Genomic DNA, 25,322 nt, shown 5'->3' on the forward strand with positions numbered 1-25,322 from the left:
CTTCGATCGCTCAGGTCGGCTGCCAGACAGCGTCCCGGGCGGTCATTTCACCCATGGCGACGACGATCAGGCGGGGCTCTTCATAAGGGTCCCGGGCATGGGCGGCGAGCATGTTGTCGAGCATCACCACATCGCCCCTGCGCCAGTCGAAACGCACCGCACAGGCCTCGTAGGCTTCGCCGATCAAGCTCATGACCGAGTCTTCGATCGGCGAGCCGTCGCCGTAGCTGACCAGCCGCGGCAAGCGATCGGCACCGAACATGTCGAGCAGGTCCTCGCGCATTTCCTCGCCCAGGCAGAACGGGTGGTGCAGTTGCACCTGATTGAAGAAACAACGCTCGCCGGTGAACGGATGACTGATCACCGCCGGGCACTGGGTACGAATTTGCAGGGTCTCGCTGTCAAGCCACTCGAAGGCGGTGCCCTGTTCGCGGCAGCGCTGCTCGACGACGTCACGCGAGGAGGTACCGAAGAACGCTTCCCAGCTCGGTTCGACCCCGGCGGTAAAGGTGCGGCTGTACATCAGGCCCTGGCTTTCGAAGCGCGCGACCACCTCGGCCGGTAACCGCGCGAGTACTTGGCGGATGTCCGCCAGCGGCGTCGCGCCACCGACCCGCGATGGCCGTTCGCAGAAGAACCATTGCTTGCGCGGCCAGCTTTCCAGGTGCGAGCTCTCGTTGTGATAGAGGATCATCTCGCGCTCTGGATAAGGCGTGGAGCGATAGACATTGCGTCCGCCTTCCTTCTTTGGCAGGTCGCCATAACTACCGTGCAACCCGGGCGACAGCGCCTCGGCAAAAGCCTCGAAGGCCGCCACCGAACCCAGGTCGAAACCGCGGAACAACACCGCTCCGTGACGGCACAACAATGCCTCGATCGCCTCGCGTTGCGCGCCGGCCCAACGCACCGGATCCAGACCGGCCGCGGCCGGCTCGATCACCACGGGCAAGCTGATACCGGCTGCCAGCAAGGACAGACGCACCGCTGGATCGCCAGTCCGATCGGGCCAGGCCGGCGCATCCGCCAGTGGGTCAGCGGTGAAAACCGGCGAAGCGTTAGCTTGAAGACTCATGAAAAAACTCCTGGACCACAGCCCCTTACATCCACGTTGTACGGGGCAAGATCACAGGCTTCGCCGCCGCGCAAGGATAAAAACACCGATGGCGGGGGGCTGTCTGTCACCGCAAACCGGGACAGCGACCACCCACGGCGCTGATCCATGCCAATCGCCGCTGCCGTGGTTTGTCCCCATTTCCCGCGACAGACGCAGGCCTGCGGTCGGTGCTGAAATGCGGCAACTGCGGATCGTGCCGGCTCTTCGAATGGATCCTCCAGGCCGCAGGGATGCCTCGAGTGCAACGCATTTCGCCACGGCGAAAACAGGTCGCACCGGTTATTACACAGGAGCGTTAGTCATGCCGATCAAGAACACTGGCGAATCGGTTAACACCGCGCCAGCCCCTCTCATGCCCGGGGCCTTCCTGCATGAGATATTCAGTGCCCGGGCGCGTGAACTTCCAGAGCGAACGGCAGTGTCCGACGCTACTCGGACATTGAGCTATGCCCAGCTCGACGCGCTGTCGTCGAAGCTGGCCGCGCGCCTGTGCCATGAAGGCGTCAAGCATGGCATGCGCGTGGGCATGTACCTGCCGCGCAGCGTCGATCTGCTCATCAGCCTGCTGGGCATCCTCAAGGCCGGTGGCGCCTATGTCCCGGTCGACCCGCAATACCCGGGCAAGCGGGTCGAACAGATCATCCGCGACAGCGGCCTGAGCCTGGTGATCGGCGATGCCGCGAACCTGCCGAAGAGCCCTTCGCTGCGCGTGCTGTCCCTCGATGAGTTGCTATCCGCGCCGGAACTGGAACTGAGCGTTGATGGCAACCGTCACGACCCGGACCAGTCCACCGCCTACGTCATCTACACTTCCGGCTCCACCGGTGAACCCAAGGGCGTACTGGTTTCTCACGGCAACGTCAGCCACCTGCTGGAAAGCACGCAACGGAGCTACGGCTTCAATGCCCAGGACGTCTGGTCGATGTTCCACTCCATCGGTTTCGACTTCTCGGTCTGGGAAATCTGGGGGGCCTTGGCCCACGGCGGCCAAGTGGCCATTGTTCCTTATGATATCTCCCGCTCTCCCGTCGCCCTGCGCCAATGGCTGTCCCAGCAGCGGGTGACCGTTCTCAGCCAGACCCCGTCGGCCTTCCGTGGCCTCGACGAGGCCGATCGCGGTGTCAATAGCCCCCTGGCCCTGCGCTACGTGGTCTTCGGCGGCGAAGCGCTGCCAGCCACCGTGCTGCGCCCCTGGGTCGAACGCCATGGCGACCAGAAGCCGGCGCTGATCAACATGTACGGGATTACCGAGGCGACGGTGCACAGCACCTTCAAGCGCGTGTTGGGCCAGGACCTGGAAAGCCGCGCAATGGTCTCCATCGGCAAACCGCTGGACGGTTGGTGCTTGCACCTGCTCGATGCCAACCAGGCGCCGGTGCCGCAAGGCACGGCCGGCGAGTTGTACATCGAAGGGGCTGGCGTGGCCCAGGGTTACCTGAACCGTGCCGCGCTCAACGCCGAACGCTTCATCCAACTGCCCGGCACCTCGACCCGTGCCTACCGCACCGGCGACCTGCTGATCCTGGACCAGGACGGTGAGTACCGCTACGCCGGCCGTTGCGACGAACAACTGAAGATCCGCGGTTTCCGCATTGAGCCGGGCGAAATCGAAGCCTGCCTGCAAACCAGCCCGAGCGTGGCCGCCGCCCATGTCGGCGCGCACGACTACGGTGATGGCGACCTGCGCCTGGTGGCCTATGTGGTCCCGACCCAGGGCCTCGACGCCTGGACCGAACAGACCCGCGCCGAAGTTACCGCCCTGCTGGCCGGCAGCCTGCCGGACTACATGCGTCCCTCAGCCTATCTGGCGCTGACACAACTACCGGTGACCGCTCACGGCAAGATCGACAAGAAACAGCTGCCCTCGCCCACCGCCGGCATCACCCCGTCGCACTCGATGAACGCTCAGGGTCTCAGCGAACCGGAGCAGTTCGTCCTCAAGATCTGGAGCGAAGACCTGGGTCTGAAGAACATCGGCCTGAATGACGACTTCTTCGATTTCGGCGGCACCTCCCTGGCCCTGATCCGATCCCTGAGCAAGCTCAAGGCGCACTACCAGATCAACCTCGACCCGGGTGTCCTGGCGAACGGCGCGACCGCCAAGGTCCTGGCCGACTACATCTCCCGCACGCTTGCTCCGGAGCAGTTCGTGCTCAAGGTATGGAGTGAAGACCTGGGCCTGAAGAACATCGGCTTGAACGATGACTTCTTCGATTTCGGCGGCACCTCCCTGGCCCTGATCCGCTCCCTGAGCAAGCTCAAAAACCATTACCGGATCAACATCGATCCCGCTGTCCTGGCGGACGGTGCAACAGCCAAGGCCCTGGCCGGCTACATCTCCCGCACCCTTGTTCAAGCCCATTGACCGAAAAGGAAAAGCCCGTGAGCAAAAAATTCGCCTTGACCCCGGAAGAACGAGCCTCGTTTGAAAAGAATGGTTTTATCGGCCCGTTCGATGCCTACTCGCCGGAAGAAATGAAAGAAGCCTGGAAACGTACCCGCCTGCGCCTGCTCGACCGTAGCGCCGCGGCTTACCAGGACCTGGACGCCATCTCCGCCGGTACCAACATCGCCAACTACGACCGCCACCTGGATGACGACTTCCTCGCCAACCACATCTGCCGCGCGCAGATCTGCGACCGCGTCGAAAGCATCCTCGGCCCGGATGTACTGTGCTGGCGCACCGAGTTCTTCCCCAAATACCCCGGCGATGAAGGCACCGACTGGCACCAGGCCGACACCTTTGCCAACGCCTCCGGCAAGCCGCAGATCCTCTGGCCGGAAAACGAGGACTTTGGCGGCACCATCACCGTCTGGACCGCGTTCACCGATGCCAATATCTCCAACGGTTGCCTGCAGTTCATTCCTGGCACCCAGAACAGCATGAACTACGACGAAACCAAGCGCATGAGCTACGACCCCGAAGCCAACAACAGCTCGGTGGTCAAGGATGGCGTACGCCGCGGTTTCTTCGGCTACGACTATCGCCAGTTGCAGATCGACAAGGACTGGAAGCCCGACGAGGAGTCAGCCGTGCCAATGCAGATGAAGGCCGGCCAGTTCATCATTTTCTGGTCGACCCTGATGCACGCCTCCTACCCGCACAGCGGCGAAACCGAGGAGATGCGCATGGGATTCGCCTCGCGTTATGTGCCATCGTTCGTGAAGATCTACCCGGACTCGGAGCATATCGAAGAGTACGGCGGTCGCATCAGCCTGGAGAAATACGGCGCGGTGCAGGTGATCGGTAACCAGACACCGGAATACAACCGTCTCGTCACTCATACCACCCGCGGCAAGAAATTCGAAGCGGTCTGACCCGCATCCGCCAGGCGACAGTTGACCTGGCAACGTGCCTACAGGAGTTGAAATCCATGACTATTTCCACCGACGCCGCGATGCGCCTGTGCGAGACCGTGAGGATGCTTAGGCACCTTGCCATCCATCTGCCCGACCCCATGTGCCTGAGTTTTCTCGCCGCGGACAATGGCCTGCTCCCCGAGCAGGCCTCCCCCAGCGTGAGGGCCACGGAGCGGGCGGTGAATGCCGCCTTTGCGCGGATCGGCGTGCGTACCGTGCAGTACCTGCACGGCGGCGAGGCGCAACTGTCGTCGTTTGAATTCTTTATCAGCCGGAAAATCTGCCAGGCGCTCGATTACCGCTACGATCACTTCGACAGTGCCGAAGCAACCAAGGCGTTCGGGCGACTGCTCAAGCACTTCGAGTTCAGTGGGGCGGTGCCGGAGGTTGAGACACTGCACCTGACCACCCGCGACAACGTCTCCCTGTCGGTGCATGCAAGCACCGACCGGGAACGTCAGGCAATTGTCCTGGCCCTGCCCTGCGGCATGCCCTTTGACCTTTGTCGCGACTGGTTCAACGCCCTCAGCGAGCGCTTCTTCGTGGTCACCTGGGAGACCCGCGGGCTGTTCGGCTCCTGCGCGGCCTTCGACCAGGTCGCGGTGGACACCGATGCCCAGGTTGCCGACCTGATCAGTGTAATGAATCACTACCAACTGTCGACGGCGCACCTGATGGGTATCTGTGGCGGTGCGGTGATCGCCCTCAGCGCCGCCGCCGCCCTCGGCGACCGGGTCAACTCGCTGAGTCTGTGGCATGGCGACTACAATCTGGGTGACAACAACCTGCGCACCACCCATCAGCAGAACTTCGAATGGCTGATGGAAGCCGCCGCCTATGACCGCCACGAGGCCAGCGACCTGCAGGCGATGTTCCTCGACCAGGCGACGCTGGCCAGCACGCCAGAGCCGATTGCCCATGTCGCGCTCTACCCCTACGTCAACCCGGAACTGTTCTATCGCTATGCACGCCTGAACAACGCATTGAACAAGACCGAGCTGGCGTCGCGGCTGGCCCGCATCGCGGTGCCGACCCTGGTGGTCGCCGGCGATGCCGATGAAACCACGCATATCGGTGGCTCACGCTATATCGCCGCGTCGATCGACGATGCCATCTTGCATGTGGAACAGGACGGCAGCCACCTGGCGTTCTTCGCCTCCACCCAGTACTCGAAGCAGACCGCCTTTCGCTTCCTCGAAGAAACCCTCCAGCCGGCTGTCGCCTGACAACCCCGCCCACAGGGGGTACGCCTCCGATTCTGTAGGAGCGGCCCTCTCACGGGCCGCTCCGCCGGATATCAGGCAACCATGTGTTTTTCCCGATGGAATTCGAGGTAGAGCACAGTGCGGTATGCCCGCGAGGCATTGACCGCGAAGTGGTCGAGGGAACCGTCGAAAATCACCAGGTTGCCATTGGTACTCTGGTTGAAACTGCCGTTGACGTTCAGGTAGGAATAGTTCTGGGTGACGGGTGCGTCGATGGTCAACTGCATGTGCAGCAGGCCCTCTTCCCAGGTGCCCGTATGGGAATGCGTGCCGAGAAACACATTGGGCTCCATGCGCAGCAAGGCACACAGTTTGATCCCGGGAATCTGTTTCAACAGTTCGATGGTCCCCGGCATGGCGGCCTGGGCATAGGGGATCGGCGTGTCGTAGGCCACCAGGCCGTACTGGGTCCACTCGGGCATGACGTCCATATCGTCGCCCCAGCCCCAGAGCCAGCCATATTCGCCACCAGCGTCCATGTGCGCGGCCACTTCGTCGACGATCTCGGTGATCGACTTGCCCACGCGGTTGATGGTCAGGGTCGGTGCATCGAGGGCGAGAAACTCTTCACGAATCACTTCCCAGTTATCGGCCAGATGCTTGAGTTTGGGGAAGCGACTGGGTTCATAGAACGACGGACGCATAGGTCCTCCTTTATCGATTGTTGTCGGCTCGGATGGCGGTGCGGGCGCAGTCCTGTCGAATCCGGGAGCTTGCGCGGGAGCTTGCAAAGGTTGACCCACGAGACCCGGCCTGTCTGTCACGGGAATCCGGTACAACCCGTGGGGGCGACCTGTTGCACAGGGCCGCCCCGACCCGCTGTCACAGCGCGTCGACCTGGGGCGTATCGCCCGCGCGCAGAGGCGCTGCCGCCGGCACGCCCTCCAGGCGGCGCATCGGCCCGTAGAGCAGGACCGCCAGGGACAACAGCGCAAAGAACGCCCCCGCCACCACGAACAGCATGCCCACGCCACGTCCCGCCCCCACCCCGAGCCAGCGCCCGATCGACTCGGCATAGGCGCCACCGGGCAGCAATGCGGGCTGGAACCAGTGGTCCACCAGCAGGCCAGCGACGAAGATCACCAGGCTGGTAGTGGCAATGGTCGACATACTGATCAGCGCAAACACACTGGCGCGGTTGCCGCTGGGGATCTTGCGCATCCACAGCGAGTTCACGCTGGCATCGGCGACACTCGCCGCGGTGATCGCGACAAAAGCCAGAGCGCAATAGGCAAAGGCATGGGAGACCACCCCCATGGCAACGACGCAGATCGACAACATAAGATCGGCCAGCGCCACCAACACCATCAGGCGCCGCGGATTGCCCATGGAAATCAGCAGCCCGGCACCCGACAGCCCGCCCAGGGCCGCCCAGGTATAGGCCATGCCCAGGGTCTGGCTGCCCAGGGTGGACAACAGCAACGGTGTCATCATCAGCGTCGCCAATGACAACAGCGCGTTGCGCAACATGGTGTAGAACAACAAACCGGCCATCACATGGCTGGCGGCGAAGAACTTCAGCGCGGCCGAGATATTGCTCAGCGAACCGCGCAACACCGAGCCCTTGCCGACCCCATCAGGTGCTCCTGACGCCCACGGCACGTGGGAAAACGCCTTGATCACCAGCAAGGTCCCCGAACAGAAGGTGATCAGGTCCACCGCCAGAATGGGCACAAAGCCGGCGCGGGCCATGATCGCCCCGGCCAGCAACGGCGCCACCAGCGCCGAGGCGTTCTTGCTGATGCCCATCAGGCCCGAGGCCCGGGTGAACTTCTCCGGGGCGACAATCGAATTGACCGCCGCCTGATAGGCTGGCTTGCGGAACGCCGAGACGATCGAGGCCAGGCAATTGAAGATATACAGGTGCAGCGGCTCCAGCCGGTCGAACCAGAGCAGGCCCATGACCCCAAACAGCAACAGCGCCAGGCTCACATCGCAACAGACAATGATCAGCCGGTGACTGACCCGGTCCGCCAGCCCCCCGGCCAGGGGCAGGAACACCACCGCCGGCAAGGTCGCCGCCAGCACCACGTTGGCGAAGGCCAGTGCCGAGCCGGTGTGGGTATAGACCCAGACGCCGAGGGCGAACTCCATCAGCGCCGTGCCGACGATCGCCAAGGACTCACCGCACCACAGGAAGTAGAAACTTCGCCCCAGGTCAAAGGCTGGCTGACGACGCCCGCGGCTCATGGGCGCACATCACGAAGCGTGAACACACCCTTGACCCGCTGCGCCAGTCGCCAGGCCAGGGAGTAGGCCACGGCCCCCAGCACCAGCGGCGCCAGGCGGGAAAACAGATAGGTGCGCAGCACCCGCCGGGCAATCGGCGAACGGATATCGCCACTGACATGCAAGGGGGTCGGGAAGGTCGCGGCAACCGTCGCGCCAAACGCGTCGTCCATGGACTGCACCGCATGCCACCAGTACACCGGGATATACAGCGCATCGCCCGGCTCCACCACCGTGCGCAACGCCTGTAGACCACGAGCGCCAGGGAAGCGCCGGGTATCGATGTCATACAGATAGCCCGCCTCCTCGATCACCGGTCGCAGCGCCCGCCAACTGGTCTCGTCCGGCGGCAGCAGGAGCACCTCCTTGGCCCCGACCACCTGGGCCATGAAGGTCTCGTCGACGACATGGAAATGCCAGTCGGTGTAGGAGTTGCGGTAGAGAAAACTGCGATGGGTCGGGTAGTGCCGGGACTTCGACAATTGCGGCATGAACGGCAGTCCGCCGACATCATCCTTCATCTGCTCGATGGCCGACCCTTCGGAAAAACGGCAACTGTCGGCCACCAGCGGATCACTGCCCTCACTCAGGCTATCGAGAAACTCGTGAAACGGCATCTCCCGGTAGACCGTGTTCGCATACGCGGTCAGTGCCGCCTTGACCTCGGGGTTCGACCAGCCGATGACCTCCGAGACAATCTTTGCACGGACCACCACCGGGTTGTTGCGCGAATGCGCCTTGAAGTAGTCCAGCCGCTGCCATTTCTCGAACGCCGGCCAGTGGCGCACGGCATTTTTCACCAGGCACGGACGATTGCGGTTGACGTAGCGGCGGGTGAATTGCTCCCGGGTAATCGTCAGCGCATCGATCACCTCGACCGATCCCGCCTGGGGATGATTGGGGAAACGCGACAGACTCCAGAACTTCGATTCAGGGCGATCCACTTCGGCGACCCATGACATTGTGCGACCCTCGCAAGAACACTCAGGGCCGTTGATATAACAGACTCGCGCGCGACCTCCCAAACGCGCCGATAGCCCGCCGCGCAGGGTTGTCCCTGCTTCCCATGACAGACATCGCCCAGTGGATGCTCTAGTTTTTTCCCACGCTACTCCTTCGTCCCGCCTACAGGCAGTCGTCCAGACTCCTACGTACCGCTGCCCCCTGAGCGGAGACGAATCCACTGAATTCTGCAAACAGGTGCGCCGAAATGGATTCCTCGACCGACAAGCTGTCCGCGCAAGCCTGCGCGTCCCACGAACTGGCCTCGGTCCAGCAGGGCATCTGGCTCGATCAGCTCGCACACCCCGACCTGCCCTACTACAACATCGGCATGTCCCTGGAGATCAAGGGCGAGATCAATATCCCATTGTTCGAGAAGGCCATCGAGATGGTCGCCAACCGCAATGACACCCTGCGCCTGAGCTTCAGCCACGAGGGCGGCATCGGTCGCCAGCGGGTCCTGCCCGCGGTCAAGGTCAAGCTGGAGGTGGTGGAGTTTTCCGAGGCCGACGACGATGCCGGCCTGGCCATGGCCTACCTGCGCGAGGCCTTTCGCCAACCCTTTGAATCGCTGACCGGACAACTCTGGGAAGCCCGCCTGGTGCGTTGCGGGCCGCAGCGCCATTACTGGCTCAACCGCTACCATCACCTGGTCACCGACGGTATCGGCGTGGCCCTGATCGGTCACGCCGTGGGCGCCGCCTACAACGGTCTGCTGGCGGGTAACGAGGAGGTCGCCGAAGGTCATTCCTACCTGTCGTTCCTCGAGGAAGACCGGGCTTACCTGCAGTCCTCGCGCTATGAGCGCGACCGCCAGTTCTGGCAGGAGACCTACGCCCAGTTGCCGCCGTCGCTGCTGCAGCGCCGGGCCGACTTCAAGGCCGGCAAGGCCAACGAACTGGCGCCCAGCGCGCAGGTCCAGGCGATGTTGCCACGGGCGCTCTACAACGCCCTGACGCAGTTCGCCAGCGAGCGCGGCCTGTCGGTCGCCCACGTGCTGATCAGCGTGGTCGGCACCTATTTCTGCCGCACCGTCGGGGTCGATGAAATCGTCATCGGCATGCCCGTGCACAACCGCACCACCGCCCGCCAGAAGGCCACCGCCGGGATGTTTTCCTCGGTCAGCCCGATTCGCCTGGCGGTGGATCCGCGAGGCTCGCTGCTGGACCTGATGAACGCCGCCGGGGCACAGCTGCGCCGCTGCTATCGCCACCAGCGCTTCCCCATCGCCGAACTCAACCGCACCCTGCGCCTGGCGCAGACCGGGCGCCGGCAACTGTTCGATATTTCGCTGTCGTTCGAAAGCCTGGACGGCGACGATCAGTTCGGTGGTACCTCGTCACGGGTAATCACCATGGACAACGGCTACGAACAGACGCCGATGGCGATCTTCGTCCGCGATTACCACCCGTTCGAAGACGTCCACCTGGATTTCAACTTCAACACCGCCTACTACAGCCTCGAAGAAGCCCAGCGCCTGCAGCAACGCCTGTTCGCGATGCTCGAAGCGGTGCTGGAGCAATATGACACGCCGGTGGCGCACTTCCCGCTGATGGCCGAGGACGAGCGCCAGCGCCTGCAGGTCGAGTTCAACGCCAGCGCCCGCGAGTATCCTCGCGATGTGCTGATCCACCAGTTGATCGAACAGCAGGTCGCCCAGCGTCCGGACGCCTGTGCCGTGCGCGGCGACGGCGGGCCGTTGCTCAGCTACGCGCAACTCAACCGCCAGGCCAACCAGCTCGCCCATCGCCTGATCGAGCTGGGTGTGGCGCCGGATAGCCGCGTCGCTGTCAGCCTGCGTCGTGGCCCGGAAATGGTCGTGGCGCTGCTGGGGATTCTCAAGGCCGGCGGCGCCTATGTGCCGATCGACCCGGATCTGCCGAGCGCCCGCCAGGCCTATATGCTCGGCGACAGCGCCCCACGCGCGCTACTCACCACCCAGGAGTGGGTCGACAGCCTGCCGCCGTCGAAGGTGCCGGTGCTGATCCTCGACGACACCGCCGACAGCGCGCAACTGGCCGCGCAACCCAGCCACAACCCGGACTCCCGGGCCCTCGGCCTGCTGCCGAGCCACCTGGCCTATGTGCTCTATACCTCGGGCTCCACCGGCACGCCGAAAGGGGTGATGAACGAACACCTCGGCGTGGTCAACCGCCTGCTCTGGGCTCGCGACGAATATGCCGTCGACGCCAATGATCGGATATTGCAAAAGACCCCGTTCGGTTTCGACGTTTCGGTCTGGGAATTCTTCCTGCCACTACTCGCCGGCGCCGAACTGGTCATGGCCCGTCCGGGTGGCCACCAGGAACCGGACTACCTGGCCCAGACAATGCGCGACAACCGCATTACCCTGCTGCACTTCGTGCCGTCGATGCTCGACCTGTTCCTCGAACACCGCGCCGCCCGCGACTTCCCCGACCTGCGTCGGGTGCTGTGCAGCGGCGAAGCCCTGCCCCGTGGCCTGCAACGGCGCTTCGAGCAGCAACTGGCGGGGGTCGAACTGCATAACCTGTATGGCCCGACCGAAGCGGCGATCGACGTCACCGCCTGGCAGTGCCGCCCAAGCGATCCGGGCGAAAGCGTGCCGATCGGCCGGCCGATCGCCAATATCCGGATGTATGTGCTGGATGCTCTCGGCCAGGTGCAACCACTGGGCGTGGCCGGGGAACTGCATATTGGCGGCATCGGCGTGGCCCGGGGTTACCTGAACCAGCCACAACTGAGCGCCGAACGCTTTATCGCCGACCCGTTTTCCAGCGACCCGCAAGCGCGCCTGTACAAGACCGGCGATCTCGGCCGCTGGCTGGCCAACGGTGCCCTGGAATACCTGGGCCGTAATGACTTCCAGGTGAAGATCCGCGGCTTGCGCATCGAAATCGGCGAAGTCGAGGCCGCCCTGGCCTTGTGCGCGGGTGTTCGCGAAGTGGTGGTCATTGCCCGTGAGGACGACCCAAGCCAAGCAGACAGCAAGCGCCTGGTCGCCTACCTGTGCGGCGAACCGGCGCCCGCCGAACAGCTGCGTGGCGAATTGCTCAAGCACCTGCCCGAGTACATGGTGCCCAGCGCCTTTGTCCATCTGGAAGCCCTGCCGCTGACCGCCAACGGCAAGCTCGACCGCCGCGCCCTGCCCGCCCCTGGCCTGGAATCCCTGGCCAGCAAGGTCTACGAGGCGCCGCAAGGCGACAGCGAAGTGGCCATCGCCGAGATCTGGAAAACCCTGCTCGGCCTGGAACAGGTTGGCCGGCACGACGGTTTCCTCGAACTTGGCGGCCACTCGCTGCTCACCGTGCAACTGCAAGCCCGCCTGCACCAGGACCTTGGCGTCGAAATCGACCTGCGCAGCCTGTTCGGCCTGACGTCCCTGCAAGCCCTGGCCGAGTGCGTGGAGCAGGCAGCGCAATCGTCGGTCCAGACCATTGCAGCGGTATCCCGCGACCAGGATCTGCCGCTGTCCCTGGCCCAGCAACGCCTGTGGTTCCTCGACCAGTTGGACCATGCCGCCAGCGTCGCCTACCACATGCCGGCCGCCCTGCGCCTGCGCGGCCAACTCGACCGCAATGCCCTGCAACGCGCCCTGGACCGCATCGTCGCGCGGCACGAAAGCCTGCGTACCACCTTCGAACGCCACGAAGGCGAAGTCCGTCAGCGCTTTGCCGCCACCGATAGCGGCTTTGCCCTGGGCGAACATGACCTGCGCCAGCTGCCCGCCGAGGCCCGTGAACAGGCGGCCGAACAACTGACCCGGACCGAGGCCCTGGCGCCTTTCGACCTGAGCCAGGGGCCGCTGATTCGCGGGCAACTGCTGCAACTGGCCGCGGACGAGCATATCCTGCTGGTCACCCAGCACCATATCGTCTCCGATGGCTGGTCGGTGGCCGTGCTGATCGACGAGTTCAACCGCCTGTATGCCGCCTTCAGCCAGGGTCTTGACGATCCGCTACCGCCCCTGGCCCTGCAATACGCCGACTATGCGGCCTGGCAACAACAGCACCTGCAAGGCGAACGTCTGCAAGCCCAGACCCGTTTCTGGCGCGAACACCTCAGCGGTGCACCGGGCCTGCTGGAACTGCCCAGCGACCATCCACGGCCGCAGGTGCAAAGCTACCTCGGCGCGACCCTGGCGCTGGAACTGCCGGCGAACCTGAGCGCCAAGCTACGCCAGTTCAGCCAGCAACAGGGCCTGACCCCATTCATGACCCTGCTCGGCGCCTGGACGATCCTGCTGTCGCGCCTGAGCAACCAGTCGGAAGTGGTGGTCGGTACTCCGGTGGCCAACCGCCCGCGCCAGGAAACCGAAGCGCTGATCGGCTTCTTCGTCAACACCCTGGCCCTGCGCGTCGATGTCCAGGCCCATGACCGCGTCGACCAGTTGCTGGCACGGATCAAGGCCATCACCCTCGATGCCTACAGTCACCAGGACCTGCCGTTCGAACAAGTGGTCGAAACCCTGCAACCGGAGCGTAGCCTTGGCCACAGCCCGTTGTTCCAGGCGATGCTGGTACTCGGCAATACCCCACGCGACCAGGCCCTGGCCCTGCCCGGACTGGAACTGACCCCGCTGCCCCAGGTCACCGGCACCACCCAGTTCGACCTGAGCCTGTCGCTCAACGACGATGGTGAAAGCATCCGTGGCCAGTTCGAGTACGCCACCGATCTGTTCGACGCCAGCACCATCGCTCGTTGGAGCCGTCACCTGCTGCACCTGCTCGACGCCCTGCTCGAAGACGCCACGCAAGCGCTGGCCAGCCTGCCGTTGCTGGACAACCAGCAACGCCGCGAACTGCTCGGCAACTTCAACCCGGCCCTGGTGCCGTTCCCTGAAAGCCTGCTGTTGCAGGAAGTTTTCGAGCAGCAGGTCAAGGCACGCCCCGAGGCCATTGCCGTGCAGGCCGAAGGCATCGCCCTCAGCTATGCCGAACTCAACGCCCGGGCCAACCGTATCGCCCATCGCCTGATCGCCGCCGGCCTGCGCCCGGACGAGCGTGTGGCGCTGTTGGTGGAGCGCGGCCCGGAAATGATCGTCGGCATCCTCGCCATCCTCAAGGCCGGTGGCGCCTACGTGCCGCTCGACCCGAACTACCCGCAGGACCGCCTGCAACATATGCTCGACGACAGTTCGCCACGGGGCCTGCTGAGCCAGGGCGACCTGGCCGAACAACTGCCGCAGTTGTCGCTTCCCCATCTGCGCCTGGAAGACAGCCCGGGCAACGACGCCAACCCACGGGTCAGCGGCCTGACTTCACGGCACCTGGCCTATGTGATGTACACCTCCGGCTCCACCGGCAAGCCCAAAGGCGTGATGCTCGAACACCGTTCGGTGTGCAACCAGATCGGCGCCCTGCAAGAGCGCTACGGCCTCAATCCGCGGGACCGCGTCCTGCAATTCGCCACCATGACCTTCGATATGTCGGTGGAAGAGATCTTCGGCGCGTTGCTCTCCGGTGCCACCCTGGTGCTGCGCAGCGATGCCTGGATCGCCGGCACCGCCGCCTTTGCCGCCCTCTGCGAACAGTACGCGATCAGCGTGGCCAACCTGCCGACGGTGTTCTGGCAACAGGTGAGCCGCGACGCCGATGTACCGCTGCCGACCTCGCTGCGTCAATTCATGATCGGTGGCGAAGCGGTGGGCAAGCAGGCCGTGGCCCAGTGGTTCGAGCGTGAGGGCCATCGCCCAGCGCTGTTCAACGCCTACGGTCCGACCGAAGCCACGGTCAACGCCTCGATCCGCCTGATGGAACGCGACAATGAGGATTTCCGCTCCATCGGCACGCCGGTGCGCAATACTCAACTGCATGTACTGGATGCCGCCGGCCAGCTGGCGCCGCTGGGCGTGGTCGGGGAGCTGCATATCGGTGGCGTTGGCGTGGCCCGCGGCTACCTCAATCGCGCCGAACTGAGCGCCGAACGTTTTATTGCCGACCCGTTTACCACCGACCCGGACGCCCGCCTGTACAAAACCGGCGATCTGGGGCGCTGGCGTGCAGATGGCACCCTGGAATACCTGGGGCGCAATGACGACCAGGTGAAGATTCGCGGTTTCCGGGTGGAGCTGGGCGAGATCGAAGCCGTACTCGCTGCTTGTGCCGGTGTTCGCGAAGCCGTGGTGGTGGCCCGGGAAAGCAAGCCCGGTCAGTCCGACAGCAAGCGCCTGATCGCCTACCTGTGCGGTGAGCCGGTGCCGGTCGAACAATTGCGTGCCGCGTTGCTGGAGACGCTGCCGGATTACATGGTGCCCAGTGCCTATGTCCACCTGGAAGCCATGCCCTTGACCCCCAATGGCAAGCTCGACCGCCTGGCCCTGCCCGCACCGGGCCAGGACGCCTTTGCCAGCCGCGCCTATGAGGCACCACGCGGCGAGATCGAGCGGATTGTCGCCGCTGTCTGGCAAGATCTGCTGGGCATCGAGCAGGTCGGTCGTCACGACCGTTTCTTCGAACTCGGCGGCCACTCGCTGCTGGCCGTCAGCCTGATCGACCGCCTGCGCCAGCACGGCCTGAACGCCAGCGTGCGCAGCGTGTTCACCGCCCCCAGCGTGCGGGAAATGGCCCAGGCCATCGGACGTGACCGCCAGGCGCTGTTCCAGGCCCCGGCCAACCGTATTCCGCTCGATTGCAACGAACTGACGCCCGATATGTTGCCGCTGGTGGAACTGAGCGCCGCGCAGCTGGAGCGGATCGTCAGCGCCGTGCCCGGCGGGGCCGCGAATATCCAGGACATCTACCCGTTGGCGCCGCTGCAACAAGGCATCCTCTTCCATCACCTGCTGGGTCACGAAGGCGACGCCTACCTGGTGCGTTCGCTGATCGAATTCGACGGGCGCCAGCGCCTCGACGCCTTCCTCGAAGCCCTGCAAACGGTTATCGACCGCCATGACATCCTGCGCAGCGCGGTGCATTGGCTCGGCCAGCCACAAGCGGTGCAGGTGGTCCAGCGCCGGGCGCAACTGCCGGTAGCGACGCTTACCCTGAGCCCGGATGAAGATCCACGTCGCCAGCTGGAGCGCCTGAGCGATCCACGCCACCTGCGCCTGGACCTGCAACAGGCCCCGCTGATGCGTGCCTGCATCGCCCGCGACCCGCACTCCGAGCGCTGGCTGCTGGCGCTGCTCGACCACCATATGATCAGCGACCACGTGTCCCTGGGGATCGTGCTCGAGGAAATCCGCGCCCTGATGCAGGGCCAGGCGGCCGAGCTGCCGGCCGCGCAACCCTATCGCGAATTTGTCGCGCAGATCCTCGCCACGCCGGCCGAGGTCCACGAAGACTACTTCAGCCGCCGCCTGGCCAGCATCGATGAGCCTACCGCGCCCTTTGGCGTGCTGGATGTCCAGGGCGACGGAGCCCGGGTCACGGAAACCAGCGTGCGCCTCGATCCGGCCCTGAGTCGCAAGGTCCGCGCCCGCGCGCAGGCCGCCGGGGTCACGCCGGCGGTGTTGTTCCATATAGCCTGGGCCCTGGTGCTCGGGCGCTGCACCGAGCGCGACGATGTGGTGTTCGGCACCGTGGTCGCCGGCCGCCTGCAAGGCTCGGCCGGAGCGGATCGCGCCCTCGGGGTGTTTATCAATACCTTGCCGGTGCGGGTGCAACTGGCCCGGTTCGGCGTCGCCGCGCTGGTCGACGAAACCTATCGCGATCTCAGTGAAATGCTGGTCCACGAACAGGCCTCCCTGGCCCTGGCCCAACGTTGCAGCGGCGTGGCCGCGGGCCTGCCGTTGTTCACCAGCCTGTTCAACTACCGTCATTCGAACGATGGCGGTTCCCTGGCCAACCAGGACCAGGTACTGGCCTGGGACGGCGTGCGCTTCCTGAGCAACGAAGCGCGCACCAACTACCCGATCGAAGTGGCTGTTGCCGATGAGGGTGTCGATTTTTCCCTGACCGCCCAGGCCATCGAAGGCATCGATCCGCAGCGTATCGCCGCCTATCTGGGCCAGGCCGTTGCCGAGTTGGTCAATGCGCTTGAGCAAGACCCGGCACGCCTGGCCAGCAGCCTGGAAGTGCTGCCCGAAGCCGAGCGGCAATTGCTGCTCAAGGACTTCAACAACACCGCCACCGAGTTCGCCCCGGCAGAGCCGATCCATGCCTTGTTCGAAACCCAGGTTCGCGCCAATCCCGAGGCCATCGCCCTGGTTTGCGAAGACCGCCAACTCAGCTATCGCCAGCTCAACCGTCGCGCCAACCATCTGGCCCGGCAACTGCTGGCCCTCGGCGTGCAACCGGACGAGCGCGTGGCCATCTGCGCCGAACGCAGCCTGGAGATGATTGTCGGGCTGCTCGGCGTGCTCAAGGCCGGTGCCGCCTATGTGCCGATCGACCCAGCTCACCCGGCCGAGCGTATGGCCTTCATGCTGCAAGACAGCCAGCCACGTGCCTTGCTGACTCAGGCGGCACTCACCCTGCCAGCGGGTGATACGCCGCTGTTGCGGCTCGATACCGCCGAGTCGCTGCGTGCCGCCGACGATGAAGCCTTCGATAACAACCCGACAGTCCCGGGCCTGACGCCGGAAAACCTCGCCTACGTCATCTACACCTCCGGCTCCACCGGCCAGTCCAAGGGCGTGATGGTCGAACACCGTTCGGTGTTCAACTTCTGGAACGTGCTGAGCCGCACCACCCACCAGCATTGCCCGACACCAGCCACCGTGGCCCTCAACGCCGGGTTCTTCTTCGACATGTCGATCAAGGGCATCTCACAGCTGTTTTCCGGGCACAAGCTGGTGATCATCCCGCAACTGATCCGTGCCAGCGGCGGCGAGTTGCTCGACTTCCTCGAACAACATCAGGTCCATGCCTTCGACTCCACGCCGTCGCAGCTCGATACCCTGCTCTGCGCCGGCCTGCTGGAACGCAGCAGCTACCAGCCGATCAGCGTGCTGCTGGGCGGCGAGGCGATCAATGCCAGCACCTGGGAGAAGCTGCGCAACTGCCCGAGCATCCGCTTCTACAACATGTACGGCCCGACCGAATGCACGGTCGACGCCACCCTCGACCTGATCCGTGATCTCGGTGAAAAACCGAGCATCGGCCGGCCAATCGCCAACGTCCAGGTGCATGTCCTCGATGCCCGTGGCGAACCGGCGCCGCTGGGCGTGGCCGGGGAAATCCATATCGGCGGTGCCGGCGTGGCCCGTGGTTACCTCAATCGCGCTGAGCTGAGTGCCGAACGTTTTATCGTCGACCGTTTCTCCAACTTCGCGAATGCCCGTTTGTACAAAACCGGCGACCTCGGCCGCTGGTTGGCCGACGGCACCCTCGAGTACCTGGGCCGTAACGACTTCCAGGTGAAGATCCGTGGTTTCCGGATTGAACTGGGTGAAATCGAAAATGTACTGCTGAACAGTGCCGGCATTACCGAAGCCGTGGTTATCGCCCGGGAAGACCAGCGGCTGGTGGCGTACCTGTGCGGCGAACCGGCGTCCGCCGAACAGCTGCGTGGCGAATTGCTCAAGCACCTGCCCGAGTACATGGTGCCCAGCGCCTTTGTCCACCTCGACGCCCTGCCGCTGACCGCCAACGGCAAGCTCGACCGCCGCGCCCTGCCCGCCCCTGGCCTGGGATCCCTGGCCAGCAAGGCCTACGAGGCACCGCAAGGCGATACCGAAGTGGCCATCGCCGAGATCTGGAAAACCCTGCTCGGCCTGGAACAGGTTGGCCGGCACGACGGTTTCCTCGAACTCGGCGGCCACTCGCTGCTCACCGTGCAACTACAAGCCCGCCTGCACCAGGACCTTGGCGTCGAAATCGACCTGCGCAGCCTGTTCGGCCTGACTTCCTTGCAGAGCCTGGCCGAGTGCGTGGACCAGGCAGCCCAGTCGCGGGTCCAGCCGATTGCAGCGGTATCCCGCGACCAGGACCTGCCACTGTCCCTGGCCCAGCAACGCCTGTGGTTCCTCGATCAACTGGACCATGCCGCCAGCGTCGCCTACCACATGCCCGCGGCCCTGCGCCTGCGCGGCCAGCTCGACCGCAACGCCCTGCAACGCGCCCTCGACCGTATCGTCGCGCGTCACGAAAGCCTGCGTACCACCTTCGAACGCCTTGACGGTGAAGTCCGCCAACGCATCGCCGCCACCGATATCGGCTTTACCCTGGTCGAGCACGACCTGCGCGCCCTGGCTGGCGAGGCACAGCAACAGCAGGTCGAGCAACTGAGCCAGGCCGAGACCCACGCGCCTTTCGACCTGAGCGTGGGCCCGCTGGTGCGTGGACGCCTGCTACAACTGGCCGAGGACGAGCATATCCTGCTGGTCACCCAGCACCATATCGTCTCCGATGGCTGGTCGGTGGCCGTGCTGATCGACGAGTTCAACCGCCTGTATGCCGCCTTCAGCCAGGGTCTTGACGATCCGCTACCGCCCCTGGCCCTGCACTACGCCGACTATGCGGCCTGGCAACAACAGCACCTGCAAGGCGAACGTCTGCAAGCCCAGACCCGTTTCTGGCGCGAACACCTCGGCGGTGCACCGGGCCTGCTGGAGCTGCCCAGCGACCATCCACGGCCGCAGGTGCAAAGCTACCTCGGCGCGACCCTGGCGCTGGAACTGCCGGCGAACCTGAGCGCCAAGCTACGCCAGTTCAGCCAGCAACAAGGCCTGACCCCATTCATGACCCTGCTCGGCGCCTGGTCGATCCTGCTGTCGCGCCTGAGCAACCAGTCGGAAGTGGTGGTCGGTACTCCGGTGGCCAACCGCCCGCGCCAGGAAACCGAAGCGCTGATCGGCTTCTTCGTCAACACCCTGGCCCTGCGCGTCGATGTCCAGGCCCATGACCGCGTCGACCAGTTGCTGGCACGGATCAAGGCCATCACCCTCGATGCCTACAGTCACCAGGACCTGCCGTTCGAACAAGTGGTCGAAACCCTGCAACCGGAGCGCAGCCTCGGCCACAGCCCGTTGTTCCAAGCGATGCTGGTACTCGGCAATACCCCACGCGATCAGGCCCTGGCCCTGCCCGGCCTGGAACTGACCCCGCTGCCCCAGGCTACCGGCACCACCCAGTTCGACCTGAGCCTGTCGCTCAACGACGATGGTGAAACCCTCCGTGGCCAGTTCGAGTACGCCACCGATCTGTTCGACGCCAGCACCATCGCCCGCTGGAGCCGGCATCTGCTGCACCTGCTCGGCGCCCTGCTCGAAGACGCCACGCAAGCGCTGGCCAGCCTGCCATGGCTCGATGCAGAGCAGCGCGAACAACTGCTGACGTCCTTCAACCCGCCTCAAGCCCCCCTGGACGAGCAGCCGCAGCGCTTGCCCCATCGGGTCTTCGAGGCCCAGGCGGCGCTCACCCCGCACGCCACGGCGCTGGTCTGCGCCGGACAGGCCCTCGATTACGCCACGCTCAATGCCCGGGCCAACCGCATCGCCCATCGCCTGATCGCCCTCGGCGTGCGGCCTGACGACACCGTCGGCCTCTGCGCCCCTCGCAGCCCGGAAATGGTCATCGGCCTGCTCGGCATCCTCAAGGCCGGCGCCGCCTACGTGCCGCTGGATCCACAATACCCGGCGCAACGCCTGGCCCATATGCTCGCCGACAGCGCGCCACGGGCCCTGGTGTTCCAGCAAGGGCTGGACGAGCTGCCACTGCCCGCGGGCCTGGCGACCCTTGAACTGAACGACCCGACGTTGCTCGACCTGGCGGATCACAACCCGCAGGTGCCCGCGCTGGACTTCAACCACCTGGCCTATGTGATCTACACCTCGGGCTCCACCGGCTTGCCCAAGGGCGTGATGGTGGAACATCGCGGCCTGCGCAATCTGCTCGACTGGTACCTCGACGACCTCGCGCTGCATGCCGGGGACGCGGTGCTGCTGGCCTCCTCCTACAACTTCGACCTGACCCAGAAGAACATCCTCGCACCGCTGATGGTCGGCGCGGCGCTGCACCTGGCCGAAGAACCGTTCAACCCCACGGCCATCGTCGCGCAGATCGCCGCGGCCGGCGTCACTCACCTCAACCTGTCACCGAGTGCCTTCCACGCCCTGGTCGACGCTGACCCGGAGCACGCCCTGGCCTGCCTGAAACGCGTGGTCCTGGGAGGCGAGCCGATCCAGATCGCCATGCTGGAAAAACTCGCCCAGCCACGCCCGGCGGTGATCAACAGCTACGGGCCCACCGAGTGCAGCGATGTGGTCGCCTGGCACACGGCGGACACGGACCTGGCGACCTACCAGGAGCGTCCGATCCCGATTGGCCGCCCCATCCGCAATATGCAATTGCATGTGCTCGACCGCCACGGCCAGTTGCTGCCCGTCGGGGTACGTGGCGAAATCCATATCGGCGGCGTCGGCGTCGCCCGTGGCTACCTCAATCTGCCGCAACTGAGTGCCGAGCGCTTTATTACCGACCCGTTCCGCGCACGGGCCAACGCCCGCCTGTACAAGACCGGCGACATCGGTCGCTGGCTGCCCGACGGCACTCTGGAATACCTCGGGCGCAATGACGATCAGGTGAAGATCCGTGGCCTGCGCGTCGAACTGGGGGAAATCGAGGCCGCCCTCGCCGCTCTGCCAGGGGTTCGCGAGGCGGCGGTAATCGCTCGCGAGCAGCAGACCGGACAAACCGACAGCAAGCGCCTGGTTGCCTACCTGTGTGGCGAACCGGCCAGCGCCGAACAGTTGCGCGCCGAACTGCTGACCCACCTGCCCAGTCATATGGTGCCGAGCGCCTTTGTGGTGCTGGACAGCCTGCCTCTGACCGCCAACGGCAAGCTCGACCGTCGGGCCCTGCCGGAGCCGGGCCAGGACGCCTATGCCAGCCGCGCCTACGAGGCCCCTCAAGGCCCGGTGGAACAGGCCATCGCCGCGATCTGGCAGCAATTGCTCGGGCTGGAACGCGTCGGTCGCCATGACGGCTTCTTCGAACTCGGCGGTCACTCGCTGATGGCGGTCAGCCTGATCGAACGCCTGCGCGAACAAGGCCTGAACGCCGATGTCCGGCGGGTGTTCAGTGCCCCGAGCCTGCGCGAGTTGGCCCTGGCCGTAGGCCAGACCAGTGCGGCGCGGTTCCAGGCCCCGGCCAACCGTATCCCGGCCGACTGCACCCAACTGACCCCGGACATGCTGACGCTGATGAGCCTGAACGCCGCGCAGTTGGAACGGATTGTCGCCGCCGTCCCCGGTGGGGCCGCCAATATCCAGGATATTTATCCGCTGGCGCCGCTGCAGGAAGGCATTCTCTTCCATCACCTGCTCGGCCATGAAGGCGACGCCTACCTGGTGCGCTCGCTGCTCGAGTTCGACGACCGCGCGAATCTGGACGCCTTTATCAGTGCCCTGCAGCAGGTGATCGAACGCCATGACATCCTGCGCACGGCCGTGCACTGGGATGGCCTGCCGCAGGCAGTGCAAGTGGTGCAACGCCAGGCACGCCTGCCGGTGCACAGCGTCACCCTCGACAGCGACCAGGACGCGCTGGAACAGTTGCGCAGCCTCAACGACCCACGGCAATTGCGCCTGGACCTGCGCCAGGCGCCGCTGATGCGTGCCTGCATCGCCCGTGACCCGCACTCCGAGCGCTGGTTGCTGGCATTGCTCAATCACCATATGGCCAGCGACCATGTGACCCTGGAAATCGTCCTGGAAGAAATCCACGCGATCCTCCATGGCCAGGGCGACAGCCTGCCGGCGCCGCAACCCTATCGCGACTTTATCGCCCAGACCCAGGCCACCCCGGCCGAAGTCCATGAAGACTACTTCCGGCGCCGCCTGGCCGATGTCGAGGCGCCCACCGCGCCGTTCGACCTGCTGGAAGTCCAGGGCGACGGCAATCACGTCGAAGAGGCCGAGGTGCGATTGAGCAACGAGCTCAGCCGGCGTATCCGGGCCCAGGCCCGTGAACGCGGGATGCCCCCGGCGGTGCTGTTCCATGTCGCCTGGGCCCAGGTCCTGGCCCGTTGCACCGACCGCGACGACGTGGTCTTCGGCACCGTGGTCGCTGGCCGCCTGCAGGGTTCGGCGGGGGCCGAACGGGCCCTCGGGGTGTTTATCAATACCCTGCCGGTACGCGTGCAACTGGCCGCGCAAGGCGCCCATGAACTGCTCCTGGCCACCCACCGCGACCTCGCTGAACTGCTGGCCCATGAGCAGGCGTCCCTGGCCCTGGCCCAACGTTGCAGCGGCGTGGCCAAGGCCCTGCCGCTGTTCACCAGTCTGCTCAACTACCGCCACCAGAGTGACGACAGCCAGTTGCAATGGCCGGGCATGCGTATGCTCGACAGCGCCGAACGGACCAACTACCCGTTGACCCTGTCGGTCAACGATTACGGCGATGACTTTGGTGTGTTGGTGCAAAGCATCCAACCGGTGGCCCCGCGACGCCTCTGCGCCCTGATGCAACGCGCCCTGGAACAACTGAGCCAGGCGCTGATGGACACGCCGAACCTCCCGCTCACGCAACTGGATGTGCTGCCGCCCGCGGAACGCAGCCTGGTGCTGGAAACCTTCAACCAGAACCGCCTGGACTACCCGACGGACGTCTGCATCCAGCAACTGTTCGAACAGCAGGCGCGCGGGACGCCCGAGGCCATTGCCCTGGTCGACGCCCAGGGCAGCCTCGACTATGCCACGCTCAACGCCCGGGCCAACCAACTGGCTCAACGGCTGATCGACGCCGGCACCCGGCCGGGTGACCTGATCGCCATCTGCGTCGAACGCGGCGCGGCGATGATCGTCGGCATCCTCGCCATCCTCAAGGCCGGTGCCGCCTACGTACCGCTGGACCCGACCTACCCGGGCGAACGCCTTGCGGCCATTGTCGAGGACGCCCAGCCGCGCTTGCTGCTGGCCGATCCGCTCGGACGCGCGGCGGTGGGCGAACCGAGCGGCGCGACCCGCTACCTGGCACTCGAACAGGCCGATACGCCGACACCGGCAACCGACCTGGAGAATCCCCGGTTCGCCAGCGATGCCCTGACCTCGGCGCACCTGGCCTATGTGATCTACACCTCCGGCTCCACCGGCAAACCGAAGGGCGTGATGATCGAACACCGCAACCTGGTGGCTTCGACCCTGGCTCGCCGTGCGGTGTACGCAGCGAACGAGGAGCGACGCTTCCTGTTGCTGTCGTCGATTGCCTTCGACAGTTCGGTGGCGGGGATCTTCGGCACCCTGCTCAGCGGCGGCACCTTGTGTATCGCGGATGCCGAGACCGCCCGCGACCCCGAAGCCGTCGCCCGTGTCATCGCGGCCCAGGCGATTACCACCCTGCTCTGCGTGCCATCCCTGGGCCGCCTGGTACTGGGCAGCCTGGCCAGCGGCCCGGGACACGCCAGCCTGCGCGAGATGATCGTCGCCGGTGAAGCCTGTCCGCCATCGCTGGTGCAGGAATGCGCCAACTTCGAGCCGGCCATCACCCTGTACAACGAATACGGTCCCACCGAGGCCACGGTCTGGGCCACGGTGCACCGCTGCACGGCCGATGAACAAGGCACGGTGCCGATCGGTCGAGCCATCCCCAACACCCGCCTGTACCTGCTCGACCCGCAACGCCAGCCCGTGCCCCTGGGCGTCTCGGGAGAGTTGTACATCGGTGGTGAAGGGATTGCCCGTGGCTACCTGAACCGACCGCAATTGAACGCCGAGCATTTCCTCGCCGACCCGTTCGGCCTCGGCGACGACGCACGCATGTACCGCACCGGCGACCTGGTGCGGATGCGCGCCGACGGGGTACTCGAGTTCCTCGGACGCAACGACCAGCAGGTGAAGATCCGCGGCTTCCGTATCGAACCCGGTGAAATCGAAGCGCTGATGCTGACCCTGCCGGGTGTGCGCGAGGCGGCGGTGATTGCCCGCGAGGATGCTCCAGGCAGCACGCGGCTGGTGGCCTACCTGAGCGTCGAGCCGCATCTGGCCGGGCGCAATGCCAGCCAGACATTGCGGCCTTACCTCAGCTCGCGGTTGCCGGACTACATGCTGCCGTCGGCGTTCGTGCTGGTCGAGCAACTGCCGCTGAGCCCCAACGGCAAGCTCGACCGTCGCGCCCTGCCGGCCCCGGCCGCCGAGGACTTCGCCCACCGCGAATACGAAGCGCCGAACGATGAGACCGAAACCCTGCTGGCGGCGATCTGGGCCGACCTGCTGGGCCTGGAACGCATCGGCCGGCATGACGACTTCTTCGAACTCGGCGGGCATTCGCTGCTGGCGGTGCAGGTCACCCTGCGGGCCCGCGAGACCTTCGGTGTCGAAGTGCCCCTGAGGGGCCTGTTCGAACACCCGTCGCTGCAGGCCCTGGCCGACCTGGTCACCACCCTGCAACTGGCGCAGTACGAGTCGGACGAACTGCTGGACCTGCAACAAGAAATGGCTTCGCTGTCTGAAAGCGAACTGCTCGCTATCGTCTCCAAGGATGCTTGATAAA

At 65.1% G+C, this 25,322-nt stretch carries 8 protein-coding genes; 4 read left to right on the forward strand and 4 right to left on the reverse strand.

All coding sequences use genetic code 11. The annotated features are described in order from the left end of the window. Positions 1 to 10: 10 nt before the first annotated feature. On the reverse strand, positions 11 to 1,072 hold the full coding sequence (locus PFEN_RS19900; RefSeq protein WP_191488516.1) for a TauD/TfdA family dioxygenase: 1,062 nt from the start codon (positions 1,070 to 1,072) through the stop codon (positions 11 to 13). 343 nt (positions 1,073 to 1,415) lie between these two features. On the opposite strand from PFEN_RS19900, the gene PFEN_RS19905 reads away from it, so the two are divergent. The 3 genes from PFEN_RS19905 to syrC are packed head-to-tail and all read left to right on the forward strand — an operon-like array spanning position 1,416 to position 5,700. Further along, positions 1,416 to 3,479, forward strand: a complete 2,064-nt coding sequence (locus tag PFEN_RS19905) for an amino acid adenylation domain-containing protein (RefSeq protein ID WP_191488517.1) — start codon at positions 1,416 to 1,418, stop codon at positions 3,477 to 3,479. Between the two features lie 17 nt (positions 3,480 to 3,496). After that, complete coding sequence (gene syrB2 / locus PFEN_RS19910; RefSeq protein WP_191488518.1) at positions 3,497 to 4,432, forward strand: syringomycin E biosynthesis L-threonyl-[L-threonyl-carrier protein] 4-chlorinase SyrB2; 936 nt, start codon at positions 3,497 to 3,499, stop codon at positions 4,430 to 4,432. Positions 4,433 to 4,488: 56 nt separating this feature from the next. Then, positions 4,489 to 5,700: a syringomycin E biosynthesis aminoacyltransferase SyrC gene (syrC, locus tag PFEN_RS19915; RefSeq protein WP_191488519.1), complete on the forward strand. Its 1,212-nt coding sequence runs from the start codon at positions 4,489 to 4,491 to the stop codon at positions 5,698 to 5,700. 71 nt (positions 5,701 to 5,771) lie between these two features. Here syrC and PFEN_RS19920 read toward each other — a convergent pair whose 3' ends face one another. From PFEN_RS19920 to PFEN_RS19930, 3 genes are all read right to left on the reverse strand, one after another. Next, positions 5,772 to 6,383, reverse strand: a complete 612-nt coding sequence (locus PFEN_RS19920) for an aspartyl/asparaginyl beta-hydroxylase domain-containing protein (protein WP_191488520.1) — start codon at positions 6,381 to 6,383, stop codon at positions 5,772 to 5,774. A 178-nt stretch (positions 6,384 to 6,561) separates the two neighbouring features. Further along, positions 6,562 to 7,929 carry an MFS transporter gene (locus PFEN_RS19925; protein ID WP_191488521.1) on the reverse strand — a complete coding sequence of 456 codons (1,368 nt, stop codon included), beginning with the start codon at positions 7,927 to 7,929 and terminating at the stop codon, positions 6,562 to 6,564. Then, entirely contained in the window at positions 7,926 to 8,930 is a 1,005-nt protein-coding gene (locus PFEN_RS19930) for a cupin-like domain-containing protein (protein ID WP_191488522.1), read from the reverse strand. Before PFEN_RS19930 ends, PFEN_RS19925 begins: the two co-directional genes overlap by 4 nt. Before the next feature lie 248 nt (positions 8,931 to 9,178). Here PFEN_RS19930 and PFEN_RS19935 point away from each other — a divergent pair, with 248 nt between their 5' ends. Beyond that, the gene (locus PFEN_RS19935) at positions 9,179 to 25,318 is read left to right on the forward strand and encodes a non-ribosomal peptide synthetase (RefSeq protein ID WP_191488523.1); all 16,140 of its coding nucleotides are present in this window, start codon (positions 9,179 to 9,181) and stop codon (positions 25,316 to 25,318) included. Positions 25,319 to 25,322 lie beyond the last annotated feature (4 nt).

Source organism: Pseudomonas sp. FEN, assembly GCF_904067045.1.
In the GTDB taxonomy this organism is placed as follows: Bacteria; Pseudomonadota; Gammaproteobacteria; order Pseudomonadales; family Pseudomonadaceae; genus Aquipseudomonas.

What these genes read in the sequence shown, in the direction of transcription:
- PFEN_RS19900 (WP_191488516.1), bottom strand. Translation starts at nt 1,072, where the DNA reads ATGAGTCTTCAAGCTAACGCTTCGCCGGTTTTCACCGCTGACCCACTG.
- PFEN_RS19905 (WP_191488517.1), top strand. Translation starts at nt 1,416, where the DNA reads ATGCCGATCAAGAACACTGGCGAATCGGTTAACACCGCGCCAGCCCCT.
- syrC (WP_191488519.1), top strand. Translation starts at nt 4,489, where the DNA reads ATGACTATTTCCACCGACGCCGCGATGCGCCTGTGCGAGACCGTGAGG.
- PFEN_RS19920 (WP_191488520.1), bottom strand. Translation starts at nt 6,383, where the DNA reads ATGCGTCCGTCGTTCTATGAACCCAGTCGCTTCCCCAAACTCAAGCAT.
- PFEN_RS19925 (WP_191488521.1), bottom strand. Translation starts at nt 7,929, where the DNA reads ATGAGCCGCGGGCGTCGTCAGCCAGCCTTTGACCTGGGGCGAAGTTTC.
- PFEN_RS19930 (WP_191488522.1), bottom strand. Translation starts at nt 8,930, where the DNA reads ATGTCATGGGTCGCCGAAGTGGATCGCCCTGAATCGAAGTTCTGGAGT.
- PFEN_RS19935 (WP_191488523.1), top strand. Translation starts at nt 9,179, where the DNA reads ATGGATTCCTCGACCGACAAGCTGTCCGCGCAAGCCTGCGCGTCCCAC.